The organism is Nocardia sp. bgisy134 (assembly GCF_965341865.1).
Classification (GTDB): domain Bacteria; phylum Actinomycetota; class Actinomycetes; order Mycobacteriales; family Mycobacteriaceae; genus Nocardia.
This window is the reverse complement of the sequence record NZ_CBDQZP010000004.1, coordinates 301953-316423: the sequence shown is the minus strand read 5'-3', so window position 1 is coordinate 316423 and position 14471 is coordinate 301953. Positions and strand designations below refer to the sequence as shown.

Sequence of the window (14471 nt, the reverse complement as noted above, 5' to 3'; positions counted from 1 at the left end):
AAGCCGTGGCAGAACCATTTCCCACACCGTTCGAGACATTGCTTGCCGACGACCCGGTGATGACGGTGTCGTTGCAAACCGCGATCGAAAAGGCACTTGTAGAATTCCCCAGCCTCGAGCGGCCGTTCCGAACCGCGATCTCGTTGGTTGCAGTGGATGAAACGACGTCGCCGACGAGCTTCCAGCACGGCGGGGTGGCGTTCGGGCGCACCTTCTTCTCCGCCAGCCTGCTCAAGGTCGCCGCGATGTACGCAGCCTTTCAGCTTCGCAAGCAGGTGAACGATTTCTCGGCAGAGCAGTCTCCCGGGACAGCGGCGGAATTGTTCAACGGTGTGAAGGCCAGTTTCGACGACACGATCGCGGATGCAGTACCTCAGGTGAACAGCACGCCGGGTATCACCCGAGACATGAAGGTGCCCAAGTACACCCAGATTTTCACGGCCGGCGATACGGGTGCCGGCCTCGTTGCCGATTTCACGAACACCTTCCGCACCAACATGCGCCGGATGATCGTCAATAGCGACAACGCAGCAGCCGCGGAGTGTGTGAAGGCGCTCGGGTACAGCTGGATCAACGGCACGTTGCAGGCCGGCGGATTCTTCTTCCCACCTGCGCGAGACGGAATCTGGCTGGGCGGCACCTTCACCGGAGCCTTTCCACCGGTGCGGATTCCGTGCGTGAACGACGTCGACACGGCCCAGGGGGCGAGCACCTTCGATGTCGCGAACATGTACGCGCACATCTTGAACGGCACCTTGGTCGATGCGGCCAGCTCCGACGACTTCAGCGCGCACCTGCAGGTGTCCGCGTCGGCCGGCGCGGACCCCTCGTTCATGGACAAGACTCGGCGACCGCAACTGCCCTTCCGCAACTTCTCCGTCACCCACACCAAGATCGGCAGCGGCCCCCTCAAGGACGGAAGGACCGTGCTGTCGGAGGGGACGGTGGTCGAGCACATGGGGACCGACCGCAGGTTCATCGCGGTGTGGCAGAACACCTTCAAGGACGACGATTCCGTGTTCGCCATGGGTTTCATCGTCGAGCGCGCCATCGAATTGTTCCTCGCCGGCCCCTGACCAGCCCGTCGACGGCAATCTCCCGTCAGCCCGGTAAGGCGATTCAGTCTCTGCTTTTCCCACCAGCAACCACGTCTCAGCAAAATACAGTCGCCCCGGGGTGACGAATGCTGTCCCGACGGCCGGACCGTGGTCTACTGCGGTGCGTGGTCTGGCTCGAGGACCTGGCCCGCAATATGGCTGACATCTCCGCCGGTGCGTGGACCGCGCTTGCGGCCTGGCTGTCCGTCATCGCCGCCCTGGTGTATGCGTGGCGTCAGCATCAGCGGGCCGAGCAGCAGACCGACACCAGCATCTCCATGTCGAGCAGCTTGCCGAAGTGTGGTGAATCGTCCTCGGGAAGCACGATTTCGATGAGCAGCACTCGGCCTTCCGGTGCGATCCGGCTGCGAACGTTGCGCAGGATCTGCACTGCTTCGGCGTCGTCGAAACTCTCCACGACGTGCTTGAGGACGTAGGCATCGCCGCCCGCGGGGACGGTGTCGAAGAAAGATCCCGATTCGATGGTGACGCGGTCGGCGACGCCGTGCTCGTTCAGCAGCGCCGGTGCGCCTTCGGTCACCGAGGGTAGATCGAACAGGATTCCGTCGGCTTGCGGCGCCTGGTGCAGGATCGCGGCCGGCAGGCGACCGTGACCACCGCCCACGTCGACGATCGTGCGAAACGCGTGGAAGTCGTACACGGCGAGAATCGCGGGGATCGACATGTTCGTGACGGTGGTCATGGCGTCGTCGAAGATGTCGCCGAGCTCGCGTGTCCACAGAATTGGACACATTCACCGTTCGGGGAGCAGCGTTCCCAGCGGTCCGAGGTCGATGTTCAGATCCTCGGGGGTGAGTCCGAAATGGTCGCGCAGTTCGGCCATGCGCTGCTCGAGCAGCATCAGGGTGGTGCCGATGCGCTCGATCTGCTCCTCGCTGAGGTCGCCGTCGTCCACGCGACGCAACGCCTGGCGCTCCATCAACTGGCGCAACAGTTCCACGAGGGTGAGCACGAGCGTGACGAGTCCGCGTTCGACGGATTCGGGATCGGTGTCGATACGCGGTGAAAGACCGTCGAACTCAGTCATCCGGGGGTGGCTCCAGTGCGCTGTGCGAGGCGGACTCGAGCGGGGACAAGGCGCTGACCGAGGAGATCAGCGCACGCAGCGAGATCTGGACCATGTCGACGTCCGCGATGGAGAGCTTGATGTCGCCGGTGATGACGACGCCGCCCGCCAGCACCCGATCCAGCAGGTCGACGAGCGCGACGCGGCGCTCGCTGTCGGTGCGCGTCATGGCGTCTCCCGTTCCGCGCCGGCGAACGAATACGGCGGCCACGGTCCGGTGAGCTCGAGCCGGATACCCGGAAATTGGTTCCCGAGATCCTCGACCGCCGAGGCGAATTCGTCCGCGCGGTCGTCGTCGACCAGGTAGGTGCCGTTGAGCACCATCCAGTCCCGGCGGCCGTTCAGTACGGGATCCGTCACCGGCTGACGCCGACCCGCCGCCGCCTGCCGGACCAACAGTTCGTGGATTCGATCGGCGCGCTCGGCCGCGTCGCGTTCGACGGTTTCCTGCGCCGACAACTGCGCGCGCCTCCGCAGCAGATAAGCCGTTCCCGCGCCGCCTCTTTCGGTCCGGGCCAGATCGGCCTCGGCCACCGCGGCGGTGAGCGCGGCGCGGTCGCCGTAGGCTTTGACGCCCCACTCGGTCCGTCCGCGAATCAGGTCCAGAGCCGACTCGAATGCCGCGTGGCGTTCGTCGAGCATGCCGCGCACTCGATCGTCGTCCAGGAAGACGACGGCCAATCGCAACGGCACGGCCGTGCCGCGTCGCGCCAGCGCGGAGACGACGGCGTCGTGGGCCCGAGCCGTCGCCTCCAGCCATGCCAGATCTTCCAGATTCCGGCGCAGCGGCTCGTCGCCGAAGACCGCCAGCGGCACCGACCCCACGACCGCCGCGAGATCGCCGGATACCACCGTGCGCACCGCCTCCCCGGCCACGCCGGTCAGGTCGCCCACGTCATCCCCGAGGTCCTCGGCGCTGGTCACCGCGTACAGCCACACTCCGGAGCCGTCAGTCACGGTCCCGCTCTTCCTGCGGTTCGCGTGCGCGCTCGATGGGCTTGCGGGTGACATCGCGCTGCTCCAGTTCCGCGATCCGATCGCGCAGCTTTTGGTTCTCGAGTTCGAGATCGTGATCCTGCCGCTCGAGGCTACGAGCCTTGCTGTTGAGCCAGGGATCGGTCTCCCACCAGTCGATGCCCACCGCCTTCGCTGTCTCCAGCGACGCGATCACCAATCGCAGCTTGATCGTGAGGAGCTCGATGTCGAGCAGATTGACCTGAATGTCGCCCGCGATGACCAGCCCTTTGTCGAGGACCCGCTCGAGGATGTCGCCGAGATTCGTCGACCGGTGGCCTGCGCCGTACGGCTCTGGCACCGACGATCCGCTGTTCACGACAGTCATGGCGTACCCCTGACTCCGATGTCGGTGCTGCCGCGGCTGTAACGCCGGGTTCTGCGATACGCCAACAGGTTCCCGTCCAGGTCGAGCTCCACCTCGTAGAGCGCGAGCATGTCCGCCGACGAGGGGATGCGGCGGTCCTCCAGCACCTCGACCTCCACCAGCCAGCCCTCCTCGAGGGGCTCGGCCGAGGTCGCCCCCTCGGCGTCCTTCGAGGTCAGCTCGGCCAGCTGCGCGATCGCTGCCGCGGCGGCCTGTGCGGCCGTCCGGGATCCCGATCGATCCGATCGGCCGCCGCCGTCCTCGGTGTCGTCGTCCGCTTTCCTGGCGCTCACTCGGATCATCCCTTCCCGTCAGGTGGTGCCGTGCCGCCGCTCGGGCGCATCATCCGGTCGAGGACGGCCTGCTGGGCCTGCGCGTGCTCTTCCTCGGACAGCTGCCCGGCCGCCGCGGCCTCGTCGATCGCCTCGAGCTCACGCCGGATGGTCGCCGGATCGTGCAGCTGTCGTTCGACTTCGTCCTGGATGATCTGACCGACCCAGATCACGCCGCGGACCGGGGCGAGCGGCAACGTCAAGATCGACGACAGCAAACCCACGGGTCAGCCCTCCGGTGCGCGCTTCATCACGAAGTCGTAGGCTGCCATCGGGCCGAGCAAAGATAGGTCGACGCGGTCGTCCCATTCGTCGGCGAGCCCGGCCAACACATCCTCGAGGTCGCCCTGCTTGGACAGCTCGATGAGGGCCGCCACGTGTACGGCGTCCTGCTCATGGGTCGGCGTCCGCTCGTTGACGAGGGGTTCCAGCGGTTCGAGCGCATCGAGCACCCGACGGGTGTCCTGGGCGCGTTTCGACTCGATGCCCTGGTTGATGATCTCGCCGAGTGCCATCCGGGCGTCCCGGGTGGCGTCCGCCGACTTGTCTCGGATTTCGTCGCGTAACCGAGCCGCTTCGGGGGTTTCGCCAAGCAGTTCCCGCAGGATCGTCTTTTCGACGTAGCGACCCTTGATCACGAACTGCGCGCGGCCCTCCAATTCCTCCAGCGCTGTGCGGAACTCGTCGTGATTGGCTTCCAGCAGCTCCTTCTCCACCGCCTCCGCGTCGGACATGACGGCGCCGAACCGCAGCGGCAGTACCGGCGTCACCGCGGCCGAGCCGTCCAGCAGCTCCGCGTGCGCGGTCATGTCGGCAGGGGTGCCGAGCGGGCGGTCGGTCGAGATCTCGCTGACCAACGCGGCGATCTCCCCGTGTCGCACCACGCTGACGCCGTGGTCGCCGACACCGGAGGCATGCTCTTCGGGCTCCACGTCCGAGGGCACGATGCCGTAGACGTACACCGCGGTACGCCCAGCGCTTTCTTTTCCTCGCGCTTCGGTCGCTTGTTCGGTGGACATCAATCCTCCTTGCGTCTCGACGACCGGCTCTGCTTCTGGCGCCTCGCCTCGACGTCGTCCATGAAGTTCAGGACTTTCTCGCCCGCGGCCTCGAGTGCGCCCTGGGTCTTGTGCTTGGCTCCGCCGCTGGCGACCTCCCCGACCAGGTCAGGCAGTCCCTTCGGCTCGGTGTCGGAGATTTCCAGTCGATTGACGGCCTCGGCGAATCGCAGATAAGTGTCGACGCTGGCCACCACGACTCTGGCGTCGATGGTCACCAGTTCGATACCGACCAGCGACACGCGCACGAACGCGTCGATGACCAGTCCCTTGTCCAGAATGGTGTCGATGACGTCGGCCAAGCCCGAAGCGTTCGGGCGGGTGGCCACGCCACCGCCACCGGCAGGTTCGATAGTCATGCCTCTTGCCTCCTCCGCGCGGTCGATCGGCGTGCCGGTGTGGCGCGCCTGCTCGCCGACGTGGTGCGACGACTCGTCGACGCGGTCCGACGGCGCGCCGCGGGCCGACGGGCAGGGCGCTCGTCTTCCTCGTCTTCGTCGAATTCGTCGCGTTCCTCGTCTTCGTCGCGCACTTCGTCTTCGTCTTCGTCGCGTTCTTCGTCTTCGTCGGTCTCCTCGTCCTCGTCTTCGTCGCGTTCTTCGTCTCCGGCGGCTTCGTCGCGTTCTTCGTCCTCGGTCTCTTCCTGCTCCTCGCGACGAGCGGTCTCGTCGTCCTTGACCACTTTCTTGTCGCGGATCTCGCCGTGCCAGCCCATGATGTCGTCTTGGTGCAGCACGCTCTCGGTCATGACGTGACGCTGAAAATGCTTGAGCTCGAGTCGAACCCGGCGGCCTGCCGCCCGCCACAGGTTGGCGGTCTTTTCGAAGAGCCCAGCCGGGTGGTACTCGAGTACCACCATGATCCGCGTCAGATCGGGGGTGAGTTCGTGGAAGGTCACCGCGCCGTCGATGTAGCCCTTGTGGCCCTTCGAACGCCACACGATCCGCTCGAACGGCACCTGCTCGATGATGGTGGAATTCCAGGTCCGCTTGGACCAGAACACCTTGCCGGACCATTCGAGCTTCTCGTCGGAGACCTGCTCGACTTGCTGGACCTTTTTCATGAACTTCGGGAAGTCCGCGAACTGGGTCCACTGGTCGTAGGCGAGCTCGATCGGCACACCGACATCGATGTGCTCGACGATATTGGTCAACTTGAGCTTCTTGCCGCCGCTGCCCTTACCTTTGCCTCCAGTCAAGGATTCCTTGACGTCCTGGAACTTCTCCGTGGCGGTGTGCTTGAGCTTGTCCATGCCCGCGCTCATCGCCGCGCCCATCGGTGATTTGCCTTCGGCGAGCTTCTCGACGCCGGTCAACGCCGACAACAGGCTGCCACCGCCGCCTTCAGCCACCTGGGTGAGGCGATCGGCCGTCCCGGCTACCCGGCCGGCAACCCTCATGAGAGCGCGTTCGGCAATGGTTTCCGTGAGATTCCGTAACGAGTCCTGCAACTGCCCCTGCGGTGTGGCAGGCGCGGCCGCCTTCTTGGCTCGGCCTGCGGCTCCGGTCGCGGTCTTGCCGACCGTGCGGGTGACGTCTCCTAGAGCTTTCGCGGCCATCACCATCACCTCCTCGTGCGTCGTACCGGCGCGCTGTCCGCGGTACCGGCACGGGCGCGACGCTGTCGGGCGCCCGTCGGCTTACGCTCCCCGGAGCCGGACTTCTTGACCGGTGTCCGGGAGCTGGATGCCGCCGCTCGACGGCGGGTGGACGGCCGCGCGCGGGTCGACGACGACCTCTTGGCCTTCTCGGGCTCGGTGTCGTCCTCGTCCTCCCGGTCCTCGTCCGCGGATTCGTAGTCCTCTTCGGCATAGTCCTCCGCGCCTTCGGGGCGCTCGTCCTCGTCCGCCTCAGAGATCTCGCCCTGCTCCTGGAGGCGAGCGTTCAAGGCATCGATACGGTTGCTCGCGGCGGTGACCGCCGCGGCCCGCGCCGCATCCATCAGCTCGCCGCGAATCGTGTCGGTGATCTTGGTCAGTTCAGTCGACGACCCGAGCACCGAGGCACCGCGTTGCAGCAGCGCCTGCGGGCCCCCCGCCTGCCTGCTCAATCCCGCGCCCACCAACATCAGCGCAAATCGCATTTTGTGCGTGCGTCCCAGCAAGTATCCGATCCCCACCCCCGCCGCCATCCTCACTCCACACTTCATTGGTCACTCCTGGTTTGCCATCTACTCCGTCTCTCATCGAGCGCGCGAAATAGAGTCGAGTTATAGCCTCGCGTATACAAAAGTGGGTCAGATCACACAACGGCCCCAAACTTGCACGCTACGCCCTATACGAGTGGGGTGTAACCGCGTTCTTGCTGGGAAAACCTGAAATGACCCGATGTGAGGCCCTGAATGTCATTCGCCGCGTCGCAACAGGCGGCGAGGTCGATGCTGCCGCAGCCCTGCTGCGAGCCGCGCGATAGCCAGATGGTTTCTCGCGCAACCTCTCGCGCTACGGTCCGGCAGGCGGACCGAGTGTCCGCCCGGAGTGAATCTCGTTTCCCGAGAGCGATCTTCGACTGCACCGCCGCCGGGAACGAACCGGGCGCAGTCGCGTCGGCGGCGGAAAGCGCTGCGGGTCAGCGGAACTCGTCATCCGCGCCGTGGGGGCTCGGCGACTGTCTATCGCCGGTTCATGGCACCAGCACGAGACGGCCGCGCAGCTTCCCCTCGGTCAGTCGGTGGTGAGCCTTCACCGCGTGGGCCAGCGGGAAGGTCTCGGCCACGCGGATCGTCAATCGACGATTCTCCGCCAGCACGGCGATCCGGGCGAGCGCCGCCCCGTCGGCGGCGACCCACTGCTCGCGGACGGTGATGCCGCGCAGGGGAGTGGGCGCGGCGCCTGCGACCACCGAGACGAAGGTGCCGCGGTTCCGTACTGCCCCGAGAACAGGCAGACCGAGCACGGCCGCGTCCACCGCGGCGCCCACACCGCCGGGGACGAGTCGCCGCACGGCGTCGGCGAGATCGTCGGTGCGCGGGACGAACCACTCGGCACCCGCCGCGCGGAGGAATTCCTCGTCGGATGCGTCCGCGTTCGCGACGACCCGCCACCCGCGGTGCGCGGCCAGTTCGACGGCGAAGCCGCCCAGCGCGCCCGCCGCGCCGGTGACGAGGACGGCGCCGCCCGGTGGCAGGTCGAGCAGATCCAGGGCTTGCGAAGCGGTGAGTGCGTTCAACGGCAGGGTCGCCGCTTCAACTGCCGACAGCCCGTGCGGCGCGGGTGCGAGCGCGGCCGCGTCGAGCACCAGGTAGTCGGCATAGGCGCCGATCGAGAGGTCGAGCCTGTCGCGCAGGCCGATGACCCGATCGCCGACGGCGAACTCGGTGACACCTTCGCCGACGCCGTCGACTCGACCGGCGACATCCCAGCCGATGCCGATGACTGGCCGCGGCGACATGAGCCCGGCATCGATGAGCATTCCGGTCCGTGTCGCGACGTCGACCGGGTTGACCGCGGCGGCCTCGACGCGCACCAGCACCTGACCCGCGCCCGGCGCCGGAATCGGGACCTCGGTCACCGTCAACGCTTCCGGTCCGCCGGGCGTCCGCACCACCACGGCGCGCATCGTGGCTTCTTTGTCGTTCTGCAAGCTCGTCATGACGGCGATCGTATGGAGAGTTACTCTCTGATGGGAAGAACGCACTTCGAAGTGCGGTAGGCACGCGAAGGAGAGTTGTGCGGACACGGGACGAGGCGCGCGCCGCCTACGACGCCTATCTCGCGGGGTGTCCCGCACGGCAACTGCTGGATCGGATCAGCGACAAGTGGGTGAGTCTGCTCGTCAACGCGCTGGCGGAGGGCCCGCAACGCTACAGCGACCTGTCGCGCACGCTGGTGAGCGTCAGTCAGAAGATGCTCACCCAGACGCTGCGCAATCTGGAGCGCGATGGTCTGCTCACCCGCACCATCACCCCTTCGGTGCCGGTGCGCGTCGATTACCCGTTGACCCCGCTCGGGGAGAGTCTGGTGCCGCTGATGCGGGAGATCAAAGCATGGGCGGAGGAGCACATGGACGCGGTGACGACGGCGCGCGCGGCATACGACACCGCGACAGCCCCGGGATAGCGGCGGTCTCGTGAAAAGCCGCGCGGGTACACCGGCCGTGACCGCGACGAATTCCGGCGGCGCGCTGCGGTTTCGGGTCGGCCGAGACGCTGCGGGAAGCCTTCGTGCAGCGGTTTCGTGCACTATCGCGCGCTCGCGTGCGGAGGGAGTGGGCGGCCGTCATCGATTCGAGGTGCGGCGGCGGCGAGTTGGCGTCCGGCGCAGCATATTTCGGTTTCCCGCCACGCGCCGCGACAGCTCCGTTCGTGAATCACGGTTTGATCACGAGCCGTGCTGGGTAATACCGAAATATGACCCCACGGAACGACCGAGCCGGCCGAATCATCGGCATGGAGCGCGGTACGGCCGTGCTGTGCGCTCTTATCGCCACGGCTCTGGCCTGCGGCGTAGCACTATTGACGGGCTCGCTGACCTGGGCATTCGCGGCGAGTGCCGCGGTATGCGCGGGAATGGCGATCAGTTTGCCGACGATTTCTCGAAAACCGCCACCGCCGCGCACAATTCGTGATATATGACCGAGATCCGACGCATTCCCTTCATCAATTCGCACAACACTGCATGACATCCCGGCCGATACGTCCGGCCGCGAACGGAAAATGATCTTCCGAAACCGACGCCGCTACGGTCGTGAGCCGACCGGCTCACCGAACCAGCGCCGCACGGCGGCACGAAGCGCATCCAGTTCCGCGGCGGTCGGTTTCGCCGACGAGGACGCCCAGGCGATGTAGCTGTCGGGTCGGAGCAGCACTGCCGTCACATCGGTGGATTCCGTTCCACCGGTGACGATTTCGATGCGGTCGTCGGCACGGACTTCGGCGAGCGCTTTCGCGGCGGAAGCGTCGACCGTCAGGTCGAGCAGCAGCGGGCGGGCGGATCTGACCAGCTCGGCGAGGCGCACTGTTCCGGCGGCGGTGCGCACATCCATGTCGGGGGCGAACCTGCCGACCAGCGGGTGCGCATCGGGGGCGCCCATGTCGTAGTGGACGTCCGCGCCCGCGATGAGATCCGCGAGGCGTCGCACGGTGTTCCGGTCGCGCAGGAGTTCGGTGAACAGGTCGCGCAGCCCGCCGACGTCGGGGCCGGAAGCGATGAGCGCCGATTGCGCCCGCGCGTTCATCACCATGCGGTGGGCGGCGTGCCCGCGCTCGGTCTCGTAGCTGTCCAGCAGTCCGGGCGGCGCGTGGCCGACGATCTCGGCGGCGAGTTTCCAGCCGAGGTTGACCGCGTCCTGGAGGCCTAGATTGAGGCCGGGACCGCCGCCCGATGCGTAGACGTGGGCGGCGTCGCCGATCAGGAATACCCTGCCGTGCCCGAATCGCTCCGCGACGCGGGTGTTTCCGCCGAACAACCGGCGCAGCACATGCGGGCCTGCGCCTTCCGGTGCGGCCAGCGGCACATCGGCGCCGAGTACGCGGCCGATACTGGCTCGCATTTCGTCGAGGGTCATCGGCGCGTCGGTGCGCGGCTGGTCCCATTCCGTGGTGCTCACCAGCGGTGGATGACCGGGCAGTGGCGCGTAGGAGAATCCGCCGCGCTCGGTGCGGTGCGGCGCGAAAGGCCGGACGGTGCCGTAGCCGGGCACGCGGAGTGCGCCAGTGTCGGGGTCGACCGACGTCGCCGGGAGTGTGACGTGAGCCGATCGCGTCGTGGTCCGATCGTAGGTGACACCGGGAAACTCGATGCCGGACAGCTTGCGCGTGACGCTGTGCGCACCGTCCGCGCCGACGAGATAGCGTGCGCGCAGCCGATACGTTCCGTCCGGGCCCGCGACGTCGACGTCGACCTCGTCGTCTTGCCGCACACCGAGAACTTCGTTACCCCAGCGGATTTCGGCTCCGAGCTCGGAGGCTCGATCGGCGAGCACTTCCACGAGGCGACGCTGCGGCACAGGCAGGGCGTAGATCGGGCTGTCGTCGAGCAGGGTCAGGTCCAGATCCATGGCCGCGAACATGAAGTACGCGGAGTTCGGCTGCGGCGGAACGGAACCGCCGCCCAAGCGCTCGAAAAGGCCGCGGCGATCGACCATGCGCACGACCTGGCCGAGCAGCCCGTTCGCTTTCGGCTCGACGCTCGGCTCCGGCAGGCGCTCGAGCACGATCGGCCGGATGCCGGCCAGACTCAGTTCGCACGCCAGCATCAGCCCGGCCGGGCCGCCGCCGACGATGACGACATCGGTGTTCATCGGATCTACTCCTCGGCTGAGAACGGATCGTTCGAAAGCGTTACGGGACAGGGAGTCCGGCGCGGATTCGGTCGAAAACCTCACGCAGCGCCCGCGCGAGCGGAATCGGTTCGTCGGCGCGCAAACAATGCTCCACGGCCACGGCAGTGCCCGCGCCGATCACCGCGGCGACCAGTTGCGGGTACACGTCCCGCGCCGGGTCGGTGCCGGTGCGCTCCGCGACCGCCGCCGCCAGCGCGTTCTGCGCGACCGCGTTGGCCTTGACCACCTCACCGTGCAATGCGGGCTCGGCCAGCATCAGCCGCAACGCGTCACGCCACCGTCGGTCGTCCTCGGCCTCGGCGCCGGAACGCTTGCCCGCCGCGTATTGAGCCTGCACCGCGTCGGCGATCGAATCCCACAGCGGCTCGTCACGCGGTCGCGTTCGAAGCTCGTCGGCGATGCGCAGCGCTCGCTCGACGTGGCTGGCGGCGATCGCTTCTGCCTTGTTGGCGAAGTAGTTGCGAAAAGTGCGCACGGAGACATTCGCTTCCGCCGCAATGGCTTCCACGGTCACGTTGTCCCAGCCGCGCTCGATCGACAGCCGAATCGCCGCGCGGCTCAACGCGAGTCGCGTCTCCCGCTTCTTGCGCTCCCGGAGACCGGGAGCTTCCTCCACCGCCATGTCAGCAACCGTAGCAATAGTTGCCGATTGTGCAAGTTTGCGCTTTGGGCAGATTTGTTGCCGCAAGAGTGCGGAACCGTCTGGGCCGTCGAGACAACTCGCACCTTGGCTGATTGGATCGACGCGTGACAATCGAGGGTTTTCAGTTGATCGCGCAGCGGCCGATGCTCGAGGCGATGCCCGCGTGGGCGCCGCACTTTCCCCAGTTCGACCTCGTGTTCGGATACTCCGACCTGGGGCACGCGTTCCTGGTGAACAGCCAGTCCGGGGAGTGTGCGGTGCTGCATCCGTACCGCGCCGCCGCGAAGGGGTACGGCGCGTTCGCCGATCCCGCCGATTTCGCCGACCAGGTCCTGCGCGAGCCGGGGTTCGCCACGTTCGTGCTGCGCACCGATCACGTCTCCCGGATTCGCGACCGGCTCGGGCCGCTCGATCCGGAGCAGGTGTACATCGCCACGCCATACCCGTTCCTCGGCGGCAGCGAGGAGCCCGAGTCCTACGACACGGGCGAACTGTGGACGTTCCTGGAACTCGTCGCGCAAGCGCAGCAACTTTAGTTGCCAGCCGGTCGCAGCGTATTTCGCGCAGCTTCAGGTTGCGCACAAGCGACCGGTCACGATCCGGTCCTACGGCAACGATCCGCCGCGGTGGTGCCGTGCCGCCCGACGGGGCCACAGCGCGACGAGAACGTGCGGGTATGTCTTGCTCCGCTGTGGGTATCCGCGCCAGACCAGCAACTTCGATGCATCCCTAGGAGGATGGAATGAAGTACGTGGTTTCCTGGACCTACCGTTGGAACGGCTCCGCGGCCGAGAATGAAGCCGGCATGCAGCGCGCGTTGGACGTGTTCGCGAATTGGAAGCCGTCCCCCACCACGAAGTACCACCAATTCGTCGGTCGGCTGGACGGCAGAGGCGGATTCGCAGTGGTCGAGACCGATAATCCGATCGACCTGGCCGACGGTCCGTCCAAGTTCGGCTTCTTCGCGGAGTACGAGATCTACCCTGTCGTCGAGATCGCGGAGGGCGCGCAAGCCTTCCAGCAAGGCGCGGACTTCAGGGCATCGATCGGCTGAACCTCGCCGATCAGCTCCGATACCCGTTGAGCGCGGGCGCGCTCGAGCGAAAACGCTGTCGCGATCAGCCGAATCCTGATCGCGACGCAGCGGCGTGCCGATACTCGCTCCACGCCGCTTCTGCGGATTTGTGAGCACCGTATGTTTCATGCTTCCGAACCCGTACCTGAGCAGTCGCGAACCGGGCCCGTCACCGACACCGTGATGATGTGTTCGGCCAACCGAGACTGTCGGGCCAGATGTTCGTAGTCGATCGAAGACGCAGTCTCGGCTGCCGCCGAAGCCACGCGAGCCGCCGAGGACGCCGCCAAAGCCGCCAACGACTGCAAAGGCGCTGACCGCAGGAAGTGATCCTCGACCCGCTCAGCGATTGTCCAGCCCGCGCCTGCGTCGAGAGAAACCCGCTCTCGAGGCAGGCGCGGGTGGCCGCGGCGGCTACGGCGACGCGTTTCTGGAGCTCGTCGCACAAGCGCAGCAACTTTAGTAGCGGGTGCCATTCCGACCGGTTCGTAGACGTGTCATGATGGGAACATGTGTTCGAATTGCGGCGCGGTCGGGTCGGGTGGTCGACGGTGAGCGAGGATGCCTTTTCGGCGGTCCGGCGCCTGCCGCGCCCGCGCCCGGTGCTGGTCGATCCCAAGCGGATCTGGCTGCTGCCGAACAAACCGGGACCCCAGCGGCCGTCGCTGGGTGTCGCGTCGAACAGCCTGGATCCGAGGTTCCAGGAGCCGTGGGTGCAGGCGACCCAGTACGGCTGGGTCCGGCTGCACCTCGGGCACTACGTCGCGTGGTACGCCGAGGTCGCGGTCGACTACCGGACCCGCAACAAGCTCACCGAGACGACGCTGCGGCACTGGGTGCCGTGGGATGCGGTGCGATTGCCGTCAGCGGGCAAGAGCTCGTGACGCTCAGCGCAACGAGGCGGGGCTACGTCCCAGCATTCGCTGCGCGGTTCTGGTCAGGTGGGCTTGATCGGCGAAGGCGGCGTGTGCGGCGACCTCGCTGATCCGGTGGTGTGGCAATGCGGCGATCGCGGTCCGCAACCGCTGCCACTGCCGGACTCGGACGAGGGGGACGCCGATCGTTTCGCGAGCCAAGGTCCGCAGCCGAGGCGCGGAGAGTCCCGCTTCCGTGGCGGCGTCGCCGAGGCTCGTCCGATGGCAGCGCCGCAGAACGTGGGCCCCCTCGCTTCCGTTCTGCTGGCGATCTATTCGACCATCACCGGCCTGAGTCATTTCGTCGCGGTGAACTACTACCGCTCGCTCGTGCCGCCGTGGCTGCCCGCGCCCGGCCTCGTCGTGGTCGCGAGTGGTCTGGCCGAACTCGTGGTCGCGAGCCTGCTGTATCTGCCGCAGACACGGGCGCTCGGCGGGTGGGCTGCGGCCGCGCTGATCACTGCATTCCTGGCGGTCTGGCTCGACGCACTCCGGCGTGCCCGCGCCGATCACCCGCCTTTGCGAACCGGGCGAGCGCTGACGAGCCTGCTGGTGAACATCGGCTATATCGCCTGGGCCGTGTACGTCGCCCTCGCGCAGTGA

The 14471-nt window shown here is 66.9% G+C and carries 21 protein-coding genes; 6 read left to right on the top strand and 15 right to left on the bottom strand.

Annotation, left to right across the window (positions count from 1 at the left end; genetic code table 11):
• Window positions 1-5 precede the first annotated feature (5 nt).
• Window positions 6-1076, top strand: a complete 1071-nt coding sequence (locus tag ACRWNM_RS10425; RefSeq protein ID WP_431965986.1) for a hypothetical protein — start codon at window positions 6-8, stop codon at window positions 1074-1076.
• Between the two features lie 262 nt (window positions 1077-1338).
• On the opposite strand, the gene ACRWNM_RS10420 is transcribed toward ACRWNM_RS10425, so the two are convergent.
• From ACRWNM_RS10420 to ACRWNM_RS10365, 12 genes are all read right to left on the bottom strand, one after another.
• Entirely contained in the window at window positions 1339-1851 is a 513-nt protein-coding gene (locus tag ACRWNM_RS10420) for a methyltransferase (RefSeq protein WP_431965984.1), read from the bottom strand.
• The gene (locus ACRWNM_RS10415; protein WP_431965982.1) at window positions 1852-2145 is read right to left on the bottom strand and encodes a gas vesicle protein K; all 294 of its coding nucleotides are present in this window, start codon (window positions 2143-2145) and stop codon (window positions 1852-1854) included.
• On the bottom strand, window positions 2138-2353 hold the full coding sequence (locus tag ACRWNM_RS10410) for a gas vesicle protein (RefSeq protein WP_431965980.1): 216 nt from the start codon (window positions 2351-2353) through the stop codon (window positions 2138-2140). Before ACRWNM_RS10410 ends, ACRWNM_RS10415 begins: the two co-directional genes overlap by 8 nt.
• Window positions 2350-3141, bottom strand: coding sequence for a GvpL/GvpF family gas vesicle protein (locus tag ACRWNM_RS10405; protein ID WP_431965978.1), 792 nt, complete (start codon window positions 3139-3141; stop codon window positions 2350-2352). The genes ACRWNM_RS10410 and ACRWNM_RS10405 overlap by 4 nt, the downstream gene beginning before the upstream one ends.
• Window positions 3134-3526 carry a gas vesicle protein GvpJ gene (gene gvpJ, locus ACRWNM_RS10400; RefSeq protein WP_431965976.1) on the bottom strand — a complete coding sequence of 131 codons (393 nt, stop codon included), beginning with the start codon at window positions 3524-3526 and terminating at the stop codon, window positions 3134-3136. Before gvpJ (ACRWNM_RS10400) ends, ACRWNM_RS10405 begins: the two co-directional genes overlap by 8 nt.
• Window positions 3523-3858 carry a gas vesicle protein GvpO gene (gvpO, locus tag ACRWNM_RS10395; protein WP_431965974.1) on the bottom strand — a complete coding sequence of 112 codons (336 nt, stop codon included), beginning with the start codon at window positions 3856-3858 and terminating at the stop codon, window positions 3523-3525. The genes gvpJ (ACRWNM_RS10400) and gvpO overlap by 4 nt, the downstream gene beginning before the upstream one ends.
• A gap of 5 nt (window positions 3859-3863) precedes the next feature.
• Window positions 3864-4121, bottom strand: a complete 258-nt coding sequence (locus ACRWNM_RS10390; protein WP_431965972.1) for a gas vesicle protein GvpG — start codon at window positions 4119-4121, stop codon at window positions 3864-3866.
• A 3-nt stretch (window positions 4122-4124) separates the two neighbouring features.
• A complete protein-coding gene (locus ACRWNM_RS10385) occupies window positions 4125-4916 on the bottom strand; it encodes a GvpL/GvpF family gas vesicle protein (RefSeq protein ID WP_431965970.1) in 792 nt (263 codons plus the stop codon).
• Window positions 4916-5314: a gas vesicle protein GvpJ gene (gvpJ, locus tag ACRWNM_RS10380; RefSeq protein ID WP_431965968.1), complete on the bottom strand. Its 399-nt coding sequence runs from the start codon at window positions 5312-5314 to the stop codon at window positions 4916-4918. Before gvpJ (ACRWNM_RS10380) ends, ACRWNM_RS10385 begins: the two co-directional genes overlap by 1 nt.
• On the bottom strand, window positions 5311-6513 hold the full coding sequence (locus ACRWNM_RS10375) for an SRPBCC family protein (RefSeq protein WP_431965966.1): 1203 nt from the start codon (window positions 6511-6513) through the stop codon (window positions 5311-5313). Before ACRWNM_RS10375 ends, gvpJ (ACRWNM_RS10380) begins: the two co-directional genes overlap by 4 nt.
• Before the next feature lie 5 nt (window positions 6514-6518).
• Window positions 6519-7022, bottom strand: a complete 504-nt coding sequence (locus ACRWNM_RS10370) for a hypothetical protein (RefSeq protein ID WP_431965964.1) — start codon at window positions 7020-7022, stop codon at window positions 6519-6521.
• A gap of 554 nt (window positions 7023-7576) precedes the next feature.
• Window positions 7577-8545 carry an NADP-dependent oxidoreductase gene (locus tag ACRWNM_RS10365; RefSeq protein WP_431965962.1) on the bottom strand — a complete coding sequence of 323 codons (969 nt, stop codon included), beginning with the start codon at window positions 8543-8545 and terminating at the stop codon, window positions 7577-7579.
• Between the two features lie 77 nt (window positions 8546-8622).
• Here ACRWNM_RS10365 and ACRWNM_RS10360 point away from each other — a divergent pair, with 77 nt between their 5' ends.
• Entirely contained in the window at window positions 8623-9012 is a 390-nt protein-coding gene (locus ACRWNM_RS10360) for a winged helix-turn-helix transcriptional regulator (protein ID WP_431965960.1), read from the top strand.
• A 619-nt stretch (window positions 9013-9631) separates the two neighbouring features.
• Here ACRWNM_RS10360 and ACRWNM_RS10355 read toward each other — a convergent pair.
• Together ACRWNM_RS10355 and ACRWNM_RS10350 are read right to left on the bottom strand one after the other, a co-directional pair.
• A complete protein-coding gene (locus ACRWNM_RS10355; RefSeq protein WP_431965958.1) occupies window positions 9632-11194 on the bottom strand; it encodes an FAD-dependent monooxygenase in 1563 nt (520 codons plus the stop codon).
• Window positions 11195-11234: 40 nt separating this feature from the next.
• Entirely contained in the window at window positions 11235-11858 is a 624-nt protein-coding gene (locus ACRWNM_RS10350; protein WP_431965956.1) for a TetR/AcrR family transcriptional regulator, read from the bottom strand.
• Between the two features lie 125 nt (window positions 11859-11983).
• Between ACRWNM_RS10350 and ACRWNM_RS10345 the strand changes: the two genes are divergently transcribed.
• The 3 genes from ACRWNM_RS10345 to ACRWNM_RS10335 all read left to right on the top strand — a co-directional run bounded on the left by ACRWNM_RS10345 (window position 11984) and on the right by ACRWNM_RS10335 (window position 13838).
• Window positions 11984-12415, top strand: coding sequence for a T6SS immunity protein Tdi1 domain-containing protein (locus ACRWNM_RS10345; protein WP_431965954.1), 432 nt, complete (start codon window positions 11984-11986; stop codon window positions 12413-12415).
• A gap of 206 nt (window positions 12416-12621) precedes the next feature.
• A complete protein-coding gene (locus ACRWNM_RS10340; RefSeq protein ID WP_431965952.1) occupies window positions 12622-12933 on the top strand; it encodes a DUF3303 domain-containing protein in 312 nt (103 codons plus the stop codon).
• Window positions 12934-13505: 572 nt separating this feature from the next.
• Window positions 13506-13838 (top strand): hypothetical protein, encoded by a 333-nt coding sequence (locus ACRWNM_RS10335; RefSeq protein WP_431965950.1) that lies wholly within the window; start codon window positions 13506-13508, stop codon window positions 13836-13838.
• Between the two features lie 3 nt (window positions 13839-13841).
• Here ACRWNM_RS10335 and ACRWNM_RS10330 read toward each other — a convergent pair whose 3' ends face one another.
• Complete coding sequence (locus ACRWNM_RS10330; protein ID WP_431965948.1) at window positions 13842-14168, bottom strand: helix-turn-helix domain-containing protein; 327 nt, start codon at window positions 14166-14168, stop codon at window positions 13842-13844.
• On the opposite strand from ACRWNM_RS10330, the gene ACRWNM_RS10325 reads away from it, so the two are divergent.
• Window positions 14091-14471, top strand: a complete 381-nt coding sequence (locus tag ACRWNM_RS10325) for a hypothetical protein (protein WP_431966187.1) — start codon at window positions 14091-14093, stop codon at window positions 14469-14471. The genes ACRWNM_RS10330 and ACRWNM_RS10325 overlap by 78 nt on opposite strands.

What these genes read in the sequence shown, in the direction of transcription:
- ACRWNM_RS10420 (WP_431965984.1), bottom strand. Translation starts at nt 1,851, where the DNA reads ATGTGTCCAATTCTGTGGACACGCGAGCTCGGCGACATCTTCGACGAC.
- ACRWNM_RS10415 (WP_431965982.1), bottom strand. Translation starts at nt 2,145, where the DNA reads ATGACTGAGTTCGACGGTCTTTCACCGCGTATCGACACCGATCCCGAA.
- ACRWNM_RS10410 (WP_431965980.1), bottom strand. Translation starts at nt 2,353, where the DNA reads ATGACGCGCACCGACAGCGAGCGCCGCGTCGCGCTCGTCGACCTGCTG.
- gvpJ (WP_431965976.1), bottom strand. Translation starts at nt 3,526, where the DNA reads ATGACTGTCGTGAACAGCGGATCGTCGGTGCCAGAGCCGTACGGCGCA.
- ACRWNM_RS10385 (WP_431965970.1), bottom strand. Translation starts at nt 4,916, where the DNA reads ATGTCCACCGAACAAGCGACCGAAGCGCGAGGAAAAGAAAGCGCTGGG.
- gvpJ (WP_431965968.1), bottom strand. Translation starts at nt 5,314, where the DNA reads ATGACTATCGAACCTGCCGGTGGCGGTGGCGTGGCCACCCGCCCGAAC.
- ACRWNM_RS10375 (WP_431965966.1), bottom strand. Translation starts at nt 6,513, where the DNA reads ATGGCCGCGAAAGCTCTAGGAGACGTCACCCGCACGGTCGGCAAGACC.
- ACRWNM_RS10370 (WP_431965964.1), bottom strand. Translation starts at nt 7,022, where the DNA reads ATGTTGGTGGGCGCGGGATTGAGCAGGCAGGCGGGGGGCCCGCAGGCG.
- ACRWNM_RS10365 (WP_431965962.1), bottom strand. Translation starts at nt 8,545, where the DNA reads ATGACGAGCTTGCAGAACGACAAAGAAGCCACGATGCGCGCCGTGGTG.
- ACRWNM_RS10355 (WP_431965958.1), bottom strand. Translation starts at nt 11,194, where the DNA reads ATGAACACCGATGTCGTCATCGTCGGCGGCGGCCCGGCCGGGCTGATG.
- ACRWNM_RS10350 (WP_431965956.1), bottom strand. Translation starts at nt 11,858, where the DNA reads ATGGCGGTGGAGGAAGCTCCCGGTCTCCGGGAGCGCAAGAAGCGGGAG.
- ACRWNM_RS10340 (WP_431965952.1), top strand. Translation starts at nt 12,622, where the DNA reads ATGAAGTACGTGGTTTCCTGGACCTACCGTTGGAACGGCTCCGCGGCC.
- ACRWNM_RS10325 (WP_431966187.1), top strand. Translation starts at nt 14,091, where the DNA reads ATGGCAGCGCCGCAGAACGTGGGCCCCCTCGCTTCCGTTCTGCTGGCG.
- ACRWNM_RS10330 (WP_431965948.1), bottom strand. Translation starts at nt 14,168, where the DNA reads ATGACTCAGGCCGGTGATGGTCGAATAGATCGCCAGCAGAACGGAAGC.